The sequence below is a fragment of the Pseudoalteromonas sp. PSi26 genome (assembly GCF_054960575.1).
Map to the genome: position 1 here is coordinate 139,696 of NZ_JBHNYT010000009.1, position 16,656 is coordinate 156,351.

The window sequence follows — 16,656 nt, forward strand, 5'->3', positions numbered from 1 at the left end:
AAACAACACTAAAAACCAAATAAAAAGTAAAAGGATTTCTATAAGTAGAAATAACCCCGTGTGTAAATGCCACCGTAAGGTGGCATTTTTTTGTTCTGCGTCGTTAATTTTTGTGGGGCATTAACGGATTGGTTTATATCCAGGTAGGTTATTCAGATCTACGTCATCAAGTTGTTCAGGGTTTGCATATTCAATAATGTAATTTTTGTACACGCCTGATTCGACAAATACAGCAAAAATATCAGGATCTAGGTGGTTTTTTTCAACCATAGTACCGAGTATAAATAAGCACTCGCTCACTGGCTTCGCTTTTTTATAAGGTCTATCTACCGCTGAAAGAGCTTCAAATATATCTGTAATTGCCATTAATCGTGCAGGCACCGACATTTGCTCTTTGGTTAGACCCCTTGGGTAACCTGTACCATCGAGTTTTTCATGATGCCCCAATGCATACTCAGACACTTTACTTAAGTGTTTAGGGAAGGGCAGGGCGTCTAAAATATTTTTGGTTACATCCATATGACGCTTCATGACATCATGCTGGCCAGCTGTGAGCGTTCCTCTTCGTATTGATAGGTTTTCAACTTCATCATCATTGAGCAGTGGTGTGCGTATATCGTTTATCACTAAATGATAGTGTTGTGCAATGCGTTCTATTTGGGCAAGTTCTTTATCGCCTAAAAACTCCCCACCCACATTAATGCGTTGTAATAAGGCGCGGTCCAGTGCAACCTGCTTAAGCTCGGTATCGAGCAGTCGTTCGAGTTGCTGCACCTCTACAGGCTTACCATTTTTCATTGCTGAGATTATTTGTTCTTGGTAATTAATTTTTAAATCTCGGCTAATGATCTCAAATTTGGCATCTATATAGTTAATACGATCAAAAATGGTTTCTAATTTAGTCGCTTTTTCCATGATGTGATCGGGGGTGGCGATTTTTCCGCAGTCATGTAACCAGCCTGCTATATCTAATTGGTGACGGTCTGAGTCACTCATAGAAAATGACGCTAATGGCCCCTTGCTTATTTCATTTACCGCATCGGCCAGCATTAACGTTAATGCGGGTACACGCTTACAGTGCCCACCGGTATGGGGAGACTTTTCATCGATAGCCATTGCAATGGTTTCAGCAAAAGTAGAAAACAACTCTTCCATCTCTTTAATCAGCGATGAGTTAGTTAATGCAATAGCCCCTAATGAAGCAAACGAGCGTATTAGCGTGACGAGCTCTTCACTAAAGGGAATGATATTATTGTTGCTATCTTTTACGTTTATAAGCTGTATCACACCTAAAATATCATCTTGATGATCTTTTAAAGGAATAGTTAGCATTGATTGCGTGCGATAACCCGTGCGGGCATCCATTTCACGCGCAGCGCTCATGTCAAAAGGCAGTGCAGCGTAAACATCAGGAATATTAATTACTTTGCCTGAATTAACTGCATGGGCAACGATTGCTCGTTGGTTTGGTTTGCCATCGATATATAAGTCAATGTTGGGAAAGCTAACAAAACGATCTGAACCACCCCCCAAGTATAAGTTAAGTGATTTATTGATCACGGTTTCAAACTTAAGCTGATCATCTTCTGTAATCGAATATATACTGCCTGCATCTGAGTTAGCGATAGACATAACAACTTGTAAAATTTCGTCTAACAGCAGTTGTGGCTCTTTTTCGGTAGTAAGGCGAATACTAATATCGATAAAGTGCTGAAGGTTTGTTCTGTCTTTAATGTGCTGAGGCATATTTTTGCTACTTTTTTGTATGTACGAAGGCACCATTCCAATCCTTAGCGAGTGTTTGTATATCTGTACTTTGTATTCGTTCAATATAAATACGGTAAACGTCTGCGTTTAATACAGCGTTACTTTCTAATTGCTTAAATAAGCTAAGCGCACTTTCCCATTCTTTATTATGAAAAAGCGTGATGGCTTTTAGCGAGTTATCTATTTCGTTAAGCTGTATTTTGCTTAGTTTATTCGTATAATTTATGGGTTCATATAGTGCGACTGAAGTTGTTTTTCCAACCACCTGCACTTTATCAATGAGCCTAAAAGAGATCCCCGAGCATGCCTGCATTGTATCTTCGGTAACCAGAATAGCGACACCATAAAACTTGGTCAAGCTTTCGACTCTTGCCCCTAAGTTAACAGCATCCCCCAATACGGTATACGCTTTACGGTACATTGAACCCATGTCACCCACATTCATATCACCAGAGCTTAAGCCGACTCCAATACTGATTGCGGGAAGGTTTTGCTTTGCAAACAGTGTGTTTATTTCTGCTAGGCCTTCAGTCATTGCTAGAGCCGCCTCAACGCCATGTTGAGCGTGGTCTTTATCTAGTAATGGCGCATTCCAAAATGCCATGACCATATCGCCAACGTATTTGTCTATTGTGCCAGTGTTATCAAATATGATTTTAGTAATAGCGCTCAGGTATTGATTTAAATATTCGCTTAATTGGTGAGCCGACATGCTTTCAGATAATGATGTAAAACCTCTTATATCGGCGAATAAAACAGTCATGTTTCTGCGTTCGCTATTTTGAACTAAATTACCGCCTTGTTCTATAAGCTGATTTATACGTTCTGGTGGTACATATTGGTCAAACATTGTTTTTATTTTTTTGCTGTGTTTCATTTCAGCAATAGAGCCAACAATAATGTAATAGCTAGCTAAAAGTGTGGTGAGTAATAAGGTCATAAATAAAGGAAGGTTGACTTTTTGTGCCGACCACATGTAAAAATTTATAGCGACGTTAACACTTGCAACAATAATTGAGAATGCCAAAATAAAGCGTGCGGTTTTACCAATGCTAAAAAACGACAGGGCAAGGCCAGTAATAATAATAATGACCAAACTGGCGCCTAGTGACCAACTAGGTTTTGAAGGAAGTAGCTGCGGGTTCATTAACCCTTCAAATATATTGGCATGAACTTCAACTCCTGGATATTGCAAGCCTACGGGGGTAGATCGTAAGTCAGCCAACCCCACAGCAGAAGTGCCAATAAACGCGACGCTTCCCTCTAGCTCTTTTAAACCAACTTTTTGTGTTAGCACATCGGTTGCTGAGTAATATGCAAAGCTGCGAGCTCCGCCTTTATAAGGAATAAGTATTTGTCCGTATTCATCGGTTTGAATCCATTTATTGTGAAACTTAACGCCTTCAAATAGGGTTATACCATTTGATGTAGTTGAGCGTGTTTCTATTGTGTTGGCTAATGTATACAAACGGGCGGCTTCAAGCGCTAAAGAAGGGTAAAGGGTGTTACCTACACGGTTAACCAATGCTGCTTTTCGTATAAAGCCATCTTCATCACTATGTGCATTAATAAAACCATGGCCCGCAGCAACACTTTGTAACTTAGCAATATTTATAATAGCGCCAGGGTAATCATTAATTTGTGAGTTTGTGTGTTCACCTTCTTGCCAAATTACGCTGCTTTTAGCTGGCGCATTATGTTCACTTAATTCATCGTTAATCAATAAAAACCCCAAGGTAATATCGTTTTTTTCCAGCGCTTTAGCTAATTTTGTATCGGCATCTACTTGTTGTTTTATTGTCGAAAGCGGGCTCGCATACTTTGCCGAAAAGTCAGGGAGTTCATCCATAATTTTAGTAACAGGGTTTACTTCAGGCTCCGAGAAAAATATATCGAAGGCGATAACAATGACACCAGCGTCAGTTAATTTAGTGACAAGATCAGCCACTTTAGAGCGACTCCAAGGGAAGCGCCCCTGTTCTTGCATGCTTTTTTCATCAATATCGATGATTACTACAGATTCATTCACTTTTCTTGGTGTGTCTGCGAGGGTGAGTTGTAAGCGTGAATCGTAAATAATCCCCTCAACTCGGTTGAGAAGTTTAGCTACTGCACCTGTCGAAAAAAATTCGATAGATGCTATGAGTAATGTGATCAATACACCAATATAAAAATGCTTCGATGTTATTTTTTTTAATAGGTTAATAGTCAAAGCTCCTAGCGCGTTTAAAATTCAAAAACGCGCCCCTCTTTACCACATTCAATACACACATCGTTGCCGTAGCTTGCTTGTAAATAACTTTCTATTTCGGTAAGTTGCTCATCGGTTCTTGAGGGATCGTGACTGATTATCACCATGTTTTTGACTTTCGCTTTTATTGCAAGTTGAGCAACTTGGTCAATAGTACTGTGGCCCCAGCCATGTTTTAATGGTAAGTCAGCATCAATAAGTTGAGCGTCATGTATAAGTAAATCGGCCCCTTCTATAAATGCTGCCCACTCGCTAATACTGGTTGTAGTTTGGTGAGGTGGGTTAAGCTCGTTGTCGGTCACATATGCCACCTTCGCGCCATCAGCAAATAAGCAATAAGCAGTTCCGCCGCCAGGGTGATTTAGCGGTGCCGTGGAGATAGAAAAACCATTAAGGTTAAATTGCGATTGTGCCGAAAGCTCAGTATTGAGCGTAATATTTGATGGTAAGTCTTGATGACGAACAGGAAAATAAGAGCCACTCATTTGTTCTACAATAGCGTGTTGAGTGTTTTTATCGTCAACATTACCTGCAACAATTGTTATATCGCGATTTGCTTGATAAATAGGTTTAAAAAAAGGAAAGCCCTGAATATGATCCCAATGATTGTGAGTGAGCAAAATATAGATAGGGCTTTGCTGCTCGAGTAAATAATCTCCAAGTTTTGCTATTCCAGTGCCCGAGTCTAATATCAGTGCACTGCCATTATTTTTTGTCACATAAGTACACGATGTATTCCCACCATATAGATGGGTATCACTTCCGGGTGTAGGCATTGAGCCTCTTACCCCAAATAATTCGACTTTCATTTATGGCTCAACTCCATCGGGATAAAAATCAAACTTAGATACACTGATATTATTTGAGTTACCATTATCGCAAGTGCTACTTAAGGCTATTTGCGTGTCAGTTTGTAGAATTAACGAGGTAAAAACGAGTGAATTTGTACAAAGGTTAGTTTGGTAATAACCAATTCCACCAGTACCAAATGCGCTATCAAGCTCGCCATTTGTAGTAATTCGTGCAATTACGCCCTGGTTGTTACTAGTACCGACTAATATAAGTTTATCAGTGCTATCTAGCTTGGCACCTTTAATTAAAGTATTGCCGGTTGCAGCTAAACTATATTGGCCAACGCCATTGTCAGCAAAGCTTGTATCTAATGAGCCCGACGAAAGCAAGCGTATAACATTCGCTTTATCAGGTGTACTGACTAAATTTGCAACTAAATAGATTGCGCCAGATGAGTCGGTTATTACACTGGCTACTTTATTGTTGGTGTTAGGCGTATCGGTACCTGAATATCTAAACAACTCATTGCCGGTTAAGTTAAGTTTGAGCGCAATCAATGCTGAATCAGCACCTGTTACTAATTTACCAGCAATAAAAATTTCATTGTTGTTAATGTGAATTTTAGAAAAATCCTCATCCGTTAACCCTAATAAAACGCCTTCAGTGCCAAAGCTTGTAGCGAGTACCCCTTGCGCTGTAAGCATCATTGCAAATGACTGTGTGTTCCCAGATTGCGTTGCAGTACCCACTGCAACAATATTGCTACTATTGGTTATTGCTATATCTGATAATGTAAGTGCTTCGGTATTTTCAATGTTGGTTACATAGATGCCGTCGGTTGCAAATGTTGTATCGAGGGAGCCGTCTTGGTCCACTTTGGCTACAAAACCTTGCGAGCCATTGGTGGTTTTTTTAGTACCAGCAAGTAATAAGTTGCCATTGTTTAATTCAGCTAACGCAACGTGTTGCGAGTTTAACTCAATGGTAATTTCTTTGTGGCCCGTTTCACTAAAGCCTGTGTCTATTGCACCTGTGCTGGTAAAACGTGTTAATACTAACTTTATTACACCGTTTGTTTCGGCTGTTGAGGCAAGCATATATTTACCTGCTTGAGCGCCATTACTAAGTTGTATCAGTTTCATTGATTTATCGTTTGACGCTTCGGTTATTTCATCAACTGTTAAATAACCTGTGCTATTGAAATTAGTAAACAATGCGGCTTGATCGGTTATTGCTCCAATAAATGGTTTAGCGTTGGTGTCGTCATCAATGCCGGCTACCCATAAAGTATCATTAGAGTCGATAGACGTTGTGTTTACAATTTGTTTAGCATTTATATCCGAAAGAATGCTAACTCCAGACTCACCGTAAGTATCATCAAGTAAACCGGTTGAACTAATTACGCGAGCTGTAAATACGTGTTCTGCATTAGGAACACCCGTTGTGCCCGAGAGCATTATTTCATTTTTAATTGGCTCGTATTGGATACCCGTTACTTGATCGCCTCCATTACCCGCGCCGTTGTTGCCATCAATGTCATAAATAGCAATTCCATCGGTGTCAAAACTTGTCACTAGCTCGCCATTTTTATCAATGGCTAACACAACAGCTTCTTTTTCACCTGTTTGGCTTGTCATATAGCCACCTGCAAAAGCTGTAAAATTAGAATCAGCTAAACCACCAATGGCAAATAACTCATCGTCTTTATCATTACCAGATAAATCAATAGTAAGAGACGCACCACCGTTAAAGTCATTATCGTTATTACCATTCGATTTTAAATAACGCAAAAGTGAGTTTTTAGTACCATCAGCATCGGTAACGCTACCCACAACTAAATAGTCTGATTTTTCAAAGTTTTTAACTGCGTAACCTTCATCATCGCGATTAGCACCACTTACATCAACGATGGTGGGTGTGGAGTTTTCAAATGACAAGTCGTCGGTTTTATAATGTATCCATAGGCTATCGGTTTGAGTACCATCAAAGTGCTTGCCTACAGCAAGTAATTTATTACCGTCAATTTCAAGGTCATTGATAACCGTGGTACTGTTAAGCGTTGTACATTTTATACCCGTGTTACTTTCCCCGTCATCATCTGAGCCGGTTCTTAATGTCCCTGCAAGATCCATTTTAAGTACACACGCTTCATTATTACTGCCATCAAAACTTGAATAGGCAATAAATAAATCGGTGCCGTCGGAAATAATGGCGGTGGCTTCTTCATCTTGCTCTAAATCAAGTATTTTGGTGCCTGTGCTATTAAATGCGGTATTTGCATCGCCGTTATTTGTGTACGAAACAATAAGAATGTCTTTGTCTGCATTATTGGTAAAGCCCACAAAATATAAGTTGTTGTTAAGCGCTATGCTGTCGTTAAATTGCCCACCTGAAAATACGCTGCCTAGATCGAGCTGCCCCGTAATAGGGCGACCAAATGATGCATCTTCAACAGGGATTAGCGGCTCGACAACATCAATTATATTAACCGTGATATTAACCGCAGTCGTTTCATTAGGTGTGCCGTTATCTGTTACTTGAATATTTAATATGTATTGAGTTTTGGTTTCATAATCAAAAGGGGTTTCGCCATTCACACTTAAAATGCCAGATGATGCATTTATGTTAAATAAAGCAAAATCACCGCCGGCTAATGCATAGGTTAAATCTTGATTTTCAATGTCGGTAGCAACAATGGTTCCAACTGTGTCGGAATCAGTTGCATCTTCATTAATACTAAAGCTTTGCTCAGCTACCACCGGAGCATCGTTTATTGGGTTGATAGTAATCGCTAATGTGCTGTTAGCCGTTCCACCGTTATTATCGCTCGCAGTGTAAGTCACCGTTGCAACGCCGTTTGCATTAGTTGCAGGCGTGTATTGAATTTGGTTATTTACAATAGTTGCCGTGCCTACATCTGTACTCGCGCTACTTATTACTAAGCTGTCGCCATCCACATCTGAATCGTTAGCGAGTACATCAATAGTAATAGGCGCCGCATCTTCATCCATAGTTGCGGTATCGGCAGTGGCAACGGGAGCATCGTTTATTGGGTTGATAGCAATCGCTAATGTGCTGTTAGCCGTTCCACCGTTATTATCGCTCGCAGTATAAGTCACCGTTGCAACGCCGTTTGCATTAGCCGCTGGCGTGTATTGAATTTGGTTATTTACAATAGTTGCCGTGCCTACATCAACGCTCGCGTTACTGATTACTAAGCTATCGCCATCCACGTCTGAATCGTTAGCGAGTACATCAATAGTAATGGGCGCCGCATCTTCATCCATAGTTGCGGTATCAGCGGTTGCAACGGGTGCATCGTTGATTGGGTTGATAGTAATTGCTACAGTGCTGCTAGCCGTTCCACCGTTATTATCGCTCGCAGTGTAAGTCACCATTGCAACGCCGTTTGCATTAGCTGCAGGCGCGTACTGAATTTGGTTATTTACAACACTTACAGCACCCACATCGGCAGTGGCGTTACTGATTACTAAGCTATCGCCATCCACATCTGAATCATTAGCGAGTACATCAATAGTAATGGGCGCCGCATCTTCATCCATGGTTGCGGTATCGGCAGTGGCAACAGGCGCATCGTTAATTGGGTTGATAGTAATTGCTAATGTGCTGCTAGCCGTTCCACCATTGTTATCACTTGCAGTGTAAGTTACCGTTGCAACACCATTTGTATTATCAGCAGGCGTGTATTGAACTTGGTTGTTTACAACACTTACAGCACCCACATCGGCAGTGGCGTTACTGATTACTAAGCTGTCGCCATCCACATCTGAATCATTAGCGAGTACATCAATAGTAATGGGCGCTGTATCTTCATCTATGGTTGCAGTATCAGCGGTTGCAACGGGTGCATCGTTTATTGGGTTGATAGTAATCGCTAATGTGCTGTTAGCTGTTCCACCGTTATTATCGCTCGCAGTGTAAATCACCGTTGCAACACCGTTTGCATTAGCTGCAGGCGCGTACTGAATTTGGTTGTTTACAACACTTACAGCACCCACATCGGCAGTGGCGTTACTGATTACTAAGCTGTCGCCATCCACATCTGAATCATTAGCGAGTACATCAATAGTAATGGGCGCCGCATCTTCATCCATGGTTGCGGTATCGGCAGTGGCAACGGGCGCATCGTTGATTGGTAAAATAGTAATGCTCAGTGTTGAAGTCGCATTTGCATCTTGCGCATCTTTTATTGAATAAGTCACCGTTGCTACGCCATTTGCATTAGGGGCAGGTGTGTACTGAATTTGATTTTCAACAATTAGCGCAGTGCCACTGTCGGCAGAGACCTCGCTTAATATTAAGCTGTCGCCGTCAATATCTGAATCATTGGCTAAAACGTCAATGAGCAATGCAATTGCGTCTTCATTTATGGTAGCAAGGTCAGCGTTTGCAACGGGCGCATCATTTACAGGCGTTACAATAATCGTAACACTTGCGGTACTGTCTTTCTCACCAGGAGAGCCATTTTCATACCCATCAGTAATACTGTAGGTAAGAACAGTTTGTCCAGAAAAGTTGGCCGGCGGGGTATATTCAATTTGCCCATTAACAATGCTTGCTGAGCCAAGTGTGCTATTTACATTAAATAGTGTAATGGTATCGCCGTCAGCGTCTGTATCATTTGCTAGTACATTTAGCTGTGTTGCGCTGCTATCTTCGGCTATGGTGAACTGATCATCGCTTGCCTCAGGGAAGGTGTTATTTCCACTTTCACTTAGTGTTACTTGAGCGGTTGCGGTAAGGCCCTGCTCATTTGAAATTAAATAAGAAAAGCTATCTACCCCAGAAAAATCACCATTTGGTTGATAAGTAAATGAACCATCACTATTTAAATTGAGCGTGCCGTTTTGAGGCGCTGTAACAGGTGCAGTATCAACAGTAAGGTCGCCAGTTTCTATATTAAAATCGTTGGCTAGTAGGCCACTGTCTGCTGAGACTGAAAATAGACTATTTCGAGCAAACTGATAAGCGTCATTTTGTGCAACCGGATTATCTGGCTGGCTATTTACAATGATAGTAACAGTGGCTGTGGCACTGGCGCCCTGAGAGTCAATGGCTGCATATTGAAACTGGTCTACCCCATTAAAGTTAGCATCAGGTATGTAACTAAAGCTGCCATCAATGCTAAGCAAAAGTTGCCCGTGAGCAGGTGCAACTATAAAGGTGTCGTCTACCGTAAATGTGTCACCGTTAGGATCGGTATCATTGCTAAGTACCCCACTTTCTGCAGAGATAACAAGGGTATTATCTTCGTTTACGTTATAACTATCGTTATTAGCAACGGGGGCCGAGTTAGTATTGGTGCTTACAATAAATACAGTTGCTGTAGCTTCACCGCCTTGGTTATCAATAACTTTATATTGAAAGCTGTCTTCACCTTGCATGTTTTGCTCGCCTTGGTATTCAAAGCTACCGTCAGCAAATAAAGTTAACAGCCCGCGCATTGGCTCACTAACAGGCGTTAAATCTACCGTTAGTTCATCTAAATCAACATCGCTATCGTTACCCAATAAACCAGGAGCTGAAACAGTTAATGTACCATCACTTGAAATATTATAGGTGTTGTCCAGGGCAATAGGAGCATCGTTAATGGGGCGAATTGTTATTGCGACAACGGCGGTATCGGTCCTGCCTAGCTCGTTAATAATTTGATAGCTAAATGCATCTTCACCATTAAAGTTAAACGCAGGTTGGTAAGTAAAATCACCTGATTCGGTCATAGTTACTGAGCCATGCGAAGGGGGTACTAATACTTGTGTGTTGGCAAGGAGCTGTCCGCTATACGGATTCGTATCGTTTGTTAGTACATTGCCTTGCAGGGCAGTATCTTCATCAATTTCAAATATATCGTTGTTAGCTGTAGGAGCAAAAGCAAGTTCTCCGCCTACGGGAGCTATGTTTATTAAATTAGAGAAGCCACTTTCACCACTGCCATCTACACCTGTGATAAGCACTTGGTAACTTTTGTTTATAAGCGTGCTTGGTACTGTAAATGATGAGTCTGAAATACTTAAAAATTGTTGGCCATTTTCAAGTTCGTTAATAGTATCAGGCGACACACCTGGTTGGGTGGCAATATATACGTTATAACGGTTTAGCTCATTGTTGGCTTGCCAAGCAAGGTTAATACCTTGATCTTCTCGTTGAGCTGTTACTCCTACAATTTGATGAGGCTGCCAGCTAAACGTAATTGCATCGGCAAGAACTTGGTTTTGCAGTGTATCTGTTATCCATATTTCTAAGCGTAATTCTCCGGCACTTACACCATAAATAGATGGGCTTAGCCCAATAACAGAACGCTCGTATTCATTACCACAATCAGATGAGCAAATAGGTAGGCTTTTATTAACACCTGGCAACACTAGGTTTATTTCGCTTATACCGTCGGGATCGCGGGCACTGAGTAAAAATGAAACATTACCTTGTACAGTTTCTGTTTGAGTAAAGCCAATAACAGCTTGCGAGTTTGCTATAGCTGAGCCCACAGCACCGCGACTCGCGGTATTTGCCCCCATAATCTGTATTTGTGTAGTTTGACTACTAGCTAAAACACCCGCTAAATTTACATAATTTGCCACTGCTGGTGGGTTAACTGAAGATGTAGGTGTTAGCGTTTGAGGCTGTTGCTCATCTGAGCCTCCGCAAGCACTTAGTGCAAACATCATTAAACCAAGCAAAAGGTGTTTTTTTGCGGTCATTTTAAATACTCCAAAATAAAAGCGGTCTATCCAATGTGTTTACGGCTCTAATATAAAAGAACCGCTCGCGTTTACATCTGGATTATTAATTTCATTAAGCTGAAAGTTACCAATAATGGTATCTAAGTCATTCAAAAACACCGCGTCTATATCACCTTCTGCTTTATTGTTTCCGTATGAGGCAAACGTAATAGCTAAATCTAGTTTACTCAGATTTATTAAACCACTGTACGCCGCATACCAAGTACCGCCGGCATCATTAAAGCTAATTTCGCCATCGGGAACCGTACCATTGTCAAAATCAACGGCCATGGTCATAGCAAAGTCGCTAATGCCTCCTGCACTTGAGGCCACACTAAAATCAGAAGCGTTGTAGTTAAAAATACCTTGGCGCTGAGCTATTTGGTCAACTAAAGATGCATTATCTACAGCCTGAAATTGCTGCTCAGTATATACATCTGCTGTGCTATTATCTTCTATAATGGGGTTGTTTGATGAGGCTGTTTGAGCTTGCTCTGTTTCTTCACTTTCGCTATTGGGCTCAATAGCTGCAACGGTTTGATCAAATACAGCTGCGGCACGTGTTGTTGTAAAAACATCACCATTCCCTGTTATTTGTGCAAACGAAAATGCTTCATTATCACCAAGCGACAGCACATTATTATTTGTAAGTGTTAGGTCGATTGCACCATCCCACACGGCTATATATACATCACTACCCACTAACTGGACTTCAAAGTGCGTGCCACGAATACCAATTGATCCCACAGGGGTTTTAACGTTATAAGCCCCGCCATTTTTTTTGATAACGCCAGATATAGAACGCAGGCCGCCTTTGAGTAACTCAATAGATGCAGACCCTTGTTGTGTGTTTTTATCAAACTGGTAATTGGCTATATTAAGTTCTGAATTTTCTTTTAAAGAAATTAAACCGCCATCTAACATTGAAAACTGCGCTTTACTTTGTTTGCCAGTCGTTATTCGGTCTATGCCAAAAACAGTATCACGACGCTGCAATTGACGTTGTTGGGCTGCCTCATTTGTTGCTAATACAGAGCCACGGGCCAGAATTGTTTTACCCGCTGGCTCACTTGCTTGCGCATAAAAATTTACACAAAGTAAGGCGGTAATGATAGGAAGTATGTGTTTCATAAATACCTTAAATTAAAATGAGTAAGAGGCGCTTAAATTAATGTCTAAACGGTCGTATTCGAACAAAGCAATATTGCTGCTTTTATCCTGATAGTTAGTGGTTAGTTGCAACGTAAAATCACGATTAACCAAGTAGCGAACAGTAGCCGAGAGCATAAGTAGGTTATCGGCACGTTCTTGCAAAAATAAAGGATGATCTTCTTGATAATTAATCCATTGGTAACCAGCAAGTGAAAGTAATTGCCAATTTTTGGCTAATTGAGTGTTGGCTTGGTAGTACACACTGGTGCTTTGGCGACTATTAAACTCTCCCTGAGTTAAGTCAGCGTCTTCATTTTTAACATTGACACTAAAGCGGTTAAACCAATGCTGTGTTGAATAACTTACTCCAGTATTAATCGCATAAAATGTATTATCGAGCTTGTCGTCAAACCGGTTGTTTAACTTCCCCCCACTGAGCGCTGCAAAAAGGGTAATACTGTCAGATAACTCAAAATCTGCTCCCAACGCCATTGTCGACTCTGTTCTATAAAGCTCAGAATCAAGCATTAAAGGCGTTGTTGAAGCCTGAACGTGCCAATTAACATCCCCAATTCCGTAATTATATGCAGCACTAAAATGGGCATTAACGCGGTCATATTGACTCAGTTCGGCAAATTTATACCACCCAGCATTAGCGTTTATAACCACAGTGCTTTGTTGGTTAATAGGGTAGGAGTATTTACCTGAGTAATTAAGCTTAGCGTAACTATCATCTGTGCTTTTACTTTCAGGTGATAACAAAAATTCACCAATTTCAGGAATTATAATTATATTTTCTGTAGTGCCTGCATTTACGTTGCCATCAACGCCCAACGCAAACTCAATATTTTGAGAGTAAAAATCACCGGCTCGTTTACTTTGTAAAGCTACCCTATCTAACAATGCCTGTGCAGAGGTTTTTATGGTGTTTGGCGTCATAGATGAGTCAATAAGTATTAAGGCTTGATTTTGTGCAGCAGGAAAGTTTTTTACCAACATATAAGCACGAGCTAAAAATAAACGCGCTTCATACCACTTTGGGTTGCTTTCAATGGTGCGCTCAAAAGCAAAAATAGCCTCAGCTGTATGATTTAACTTTAAAGCAGAAACGCCTAATAAAAAATCATAAGTTGGTTCGCCTAAATACTGGTTTTGTTCTTGGCTTAGCTGGTAGGCTTGATGAAACTTTTTTTCAGAGACTAATTTTTGTACATCGATTAAAAACTGGCTGTAGCTATTACTATTTTGTGCAACAGAACTAAAACTGAGGGCGGTTAAACAACTATATAGGAAAAGCTTTAGAATCGGTTTAATCATACTTAGTTATATATCTTAAAAAGCGTAGATATATTTTACAGTAAAAATAGGTTTTGAACAGAAAATAAGCGGTTTTTAATGAAAATACATAATAAATTCAATGACATTTAATTTTAAGCATAAATATTAATTAATCTAGGATAATGCAGGGCTAACAAATGGGGATAAAAGCATATTTAAAAAGAGTTTGGTGGATAGTGATTTACGGTGTAGTTTTTATTCACAGAGGGAAGTTATAAAGAAAAAATGGGGCGATTGACGGGGCTTGAACCCGCGACAACCGGAATCACAATCCGGGGCTCTACCAACTGAGCTACAACCGCCACTAAACACCTTGTTTGGTGTGGCGCGCATAATACATAAAATAATAAACCTTGTGAAGCCTTAAATTAAAAAAAATCAAATTTAACAATAAAATCCAAAAATTACTCTCGTACAGCGAAAGTTCAGTAATGCTTGTTCAAGCTATGCGCGGCTAAAAATCATAAACAACACACCATATTTATAGTATAAATTTACTAAAAAATGAGAACAAATTGTAAATTAATGTATAATGCTTCCCGGAAAAACACTAATCAAAAACATTTGGAGTAAACATGGAATCAGTACTTAATTGGCTTAATGATAACTCAGGCCTAATTTTACATTATAGTATTCAAGCAGTTGTTGCGCTGGTTATCTTTTTAATTGGTAGCAGAGTTGCTAAGTTTTGTTCTAACTTAACAGAAAAGGGCTTTTCGAAAAAACAAGTAGATAAAGCGGTTGGCTCTTTCGTAGCAAGTATTGTGTATACCCTTGTATTTGCATTAACAGTACTAATGGCGCTTTCGCAAATTGGTATTGAAACAACGTCATTCATTGCTATTTTAGGTGCAGCCGGCTTAGCGGTAGGTTTAGCGCTGCAAGGTTCACTGTCTAATTTTGCGTCGGGTGTACTAATCATTTTACTTCGTCCGTTTAAATCGGGTGATTTTGTAGAAGCCGGTGGCAAATCTGGTACAGTTAAAAAAATTGAGATTTTTTCAACTGAACTTCGCACACCAGACAACAAAGTAATTATTGTGCCAAACTCGCAAATTATGTCGGGCGCTATTACAAACGTATCGCGCGAATCAACTCGCCGTATCGATTTAGTGATTGGTGTTGGTTACGATGCTGATTTACGTCAAGCAAAAGAAGTATTAAAATCTGTACTTGATGCAGAAACACGCTTACTTACAGATCCTGCTTATACCGTAGCTGTTTCTGAACTAGGTGATTCAAGCGTTAACTTTGTAGTGCGTCCTTGGGTTAATGCTGCTGACTACTGGCCTACATATTTTTCACTAATGGAAAATATTAAAATTGCATTAGACGACGCAAATATTTCAATTCCATTTCCGCAAATGGATGTTCATTTACACAAGCAAGACTAATTTTTAGTATTAAATAGGTTATTTTTAATGAAATTAAAGCTTTTATCAGTGTTAGTTGCAGCATCTGCTGCGACTAACGCTTTCGCTGAAGATGCAGAGCAAAAAACGTGGGAAGTTACTAGTGAGCTTGGTGCTATTGTTACTAGTGGTAACACTGAAACAACAACGCTTAAAGGTGGTATTAAAGTACAGCATAACCTAGAAAGCTGGAACAACGAGTACAAGCTTGACGGAATCTACAAAGAAGATGAGGTTGACGATGCTAACGGTAACAAAGTTACTCAACGCACAAACGAAAAGTATTCAATTTCAGCCCAAGGTAACTACAAATTAAATGAAGAGCATTCTCATTTATTCATTTATGGTTCACACGTTTCAGACTACTTTGGTGCATACCGCAGTGAATCTGTAATTTCAGCGGGTTATGGCTTACGTTTATTAAATGAAAAAACCATGTGGTTAAGCGCAGAGATTGGTCCGGGTTACAAATACTTTGAATACCCAGATGACAGCACTGAAGTAGATGAAAATGGTAATCCACTTGCCGGTGAGTTTGAAGGTGAAGTGATTGCCCTTGGCAAATTAGACTACAATTGGCAAATTTCTGATAATGCGCGTTTTACGCAGCTAGTGGCTGTTGAATACGGTGATACAAACACTAAAACACGTTCAGAAACGGCATTGCTTGCTAAAATTAATGGCTCTCTACAAATGAAAGTGGCTTTTAATGTAACCAACAACTCAGACGTTGCGGATGACAAAGAAAGTACAGATACAGAGACGTCATTCACACTAGTTTACAGTTTTTAACCAAAACCATTAAATTAGTGACATTTAAATGACAAAAGGGGCGAAAGTCCCTTTTTTATTTGCCTAAGATTAATGTATTATAGCCACCTGATCTGCTTTAATTAAACAGGACACTTTAATAATGGAATATAATCCAATTATTGAGGTGTTAAATGACAAAAAGAACAAACAGAAGCTACACGGCAGAATTTAAACAAGAAGCCGTCGCATTAGTAACCGAACAAGGTTACTCAGTACCAAAGAGCGCTGCATCTTTGGGTATTACAGACAAATTACTTTATAACTGGAAAACCAAGTTTGAAGCCGAGCAATCAGGCGCTAGTTTAAATGCCGATGAGCGAGTTGAATTGCTGAGGTTGCGCAAGGAAAATAAAGAGCTAAGGATGGAAAAAGAGATATTAAAAAAGGCCAG

Annotated in this window: 9 protein-coding genes and 1 tRNA gene; 3 read left to right on the forward strand and 7 right to left on the reverse strand. The window is 40.1% G+C overall.

Annotation, left to right across the window (positions count from 1 at the left end; all coding sequences use genetic code 11):
• Nucleotides 1–120: 120 nt before the first annotated feature.
• The 7 genes from ACFI34_RS11845 to ACFI34_RS11875 all read right to left on the reverse strand — a co-directional run bounded on the left by ACFI34_RS11845 (nucleotide 121) and on the right by ACFI34_RS11875 (nucleotide 14,342).
• Entirely contained in the window at nucleotides 121–1,782 is a 1,662-nt protein-coding gene (locus ACFI34_RS11845; RefSeq protein WP_462673634.1) for an HD-GYP domain-containing protein, read from the reverse strand.
• On the reverse strand, nucleotides 1,754–3,979 hold the full coding sequence (locus ACFI34_RS11850; protein WP_462673635.1) for a CHASE2 domain-containing protein: 2,226 nt from the start codon (nucleotides 3,977–3,979) through the stop codon (nucleotides 1,754–1,756). Before ACFI34_RS11850 ends, ACFI34_RS11845 begins: the two co-directional genes overlap by 29 nt.
• Nucleotides 3,980–3,993: 14 nt before the next feature.
• Nucleotides 3,994–4,827 carry an MBL fold metallo-hydrolase gene (locus ACFI34_RS11855; protein ID WP_462673636.1) on the reverse strand — a complete coding sequence of 278 codons (834 nt, stop codon included), beginning with the start codon at nucleotides 4,825–4,827 and terminating at the stop codon, nucleotides 3,994–3,996.
• Complete coding sequence (locus ACFI34_RS11860) at nucleotides 4,828–11,529, reverse strand: Ig-like domain-containing protein (protein ID WP_462673637.1); 6,702 nt, start codon at nucleotides 11,527–11,529, stop codon at nucleotides 4,828–4,830.
• Nucleotides 11,530–11,568: 39 nt separating this feature from the next.
• Nucleotides 11,569–12,681 carry a FecR family protein gene (locus ACFI34_RS11865; protein ID WP_462673638.1) on the reverse strand — a complete coding sequence of 371 codons (1,113 nt, stop codon included), beginning with the start codon at nucleotides 12,679–12,681 and terminating at the stop codon, nucleotides 11,569–11,571.
• 12 nt (nucleotides 12,682–12,693) lie between these two features.
• Nucleotides 12,694–14,019 carry a hypothetical protein gene (locus ACFI34_RS11870; protein WP_462673639.1) on the reverse strand — a complete coding sequence of 442 codons (1,326 nt, stop codon included), beginning with the start codon at nucleotides 14,017–14,019 and terminating at the stop codon, nucleotides 12,694–12,696.
• Between the two features lie 247 nt (nucleotides 14,020–14,266).
• Nucleotides 14,267–14,342: transfer RNA gene (locus ACFI34_RS11875), tRNA-His, on the reverse strand.
• A 273-nt stretch (nucleotides 14,343–14,615) separates the two neighbouring features.
• Between ACFI34_RS11875 and ACFI34_RS11880 the strand changes: the two genes are divergently transcribed.
• The 3 genes from ACFI34_RS11880 to ACFI34_RS11890 all read left to right on the forward strand — a co-directional run.
• Nucleotides 14,616–15,434, forward strand: a complete 819-nt coding sequence (locus tag ACFI34_RS11880; RefSeq protein WP_462673640.1) for a mechanosensitive ion channel family protein — start codon at nucleotides 14,616–14,618, stop codon at nucleotides 15,432–15,434.
• Nucleotides 15,435–15,461: 27 nt separating this feature from the next.
• A complete protein-coding gene (locus ACFI34_RS11885) occupies nucleotides 15,462–16,244 on the forward strand; it encodes a DUF481 domain-containing protein (protein ID WP_010555578.1) in 783 nt (260 codons plus the stop codon).
• 152 nt (nucleotides 16,245–16,396) lie between these two features.
• On the forward strand, nucleotides 16,397–16,656 hold a 260-nt coding region (locus ACFI34_RS11890), incomplete at its 3' end, for a transposase (RefSeq protein ID WP_462673641.1).

Bases quoted from the DNA above. Each gene is read 5' to 3' on its own strand.
- ACFI34_RS11845 (WP_462673634.1), bottom strand. From the start codon at position 1,782: ATGGTGCCTTCGTACATACAAAAAAGTAGCAAAAATATGCCTCAGCAC.
- ACFI34_RS11855 (WP_462673636.1), bottom strand. From the start codon at position 4,827: ATGAAAGTCGAATTATTTGGGGTAAGAGGCTCAATGCCTACACCCGGA.
- ACFI34_RS11860 (WP_462673637.1), bottom strand. From the start codon at position 11,529: ATGACCGCAAAAAAACACCTTTTGCTTGGTTTAATGATGTTTGCACTA.
- ACFI34_RS11865 (WP_462673638.1), bottom strand. From the start codon at position 12,681: ATGAAACACATACTTCCTATCATTACCGCCTTACTTTGTGTAAATTTT.
- ACFI34_RS11870 (WP_462673639.1), bottom strand. From the start codon at position 14,019: ATGATTAAACCGATTCTAAAGCTTTTCCTATATAGTTGTTTAACCGCC.
- ACFI34_RS11880 (WP_462673640.1), top strand. From the start codon at position 14,616: ATGGAATCAGTACTTAATTGGCTTAATGATAACTCAGGCCTAATTTTA.
- ACFI34_RS11885 (WP_010555578.1), top strand. From the start codon at position 15,462: ATGAAATTAAAGCTTTTATCAGTGTTAGTTGCAGCATCTGCTGCGACT.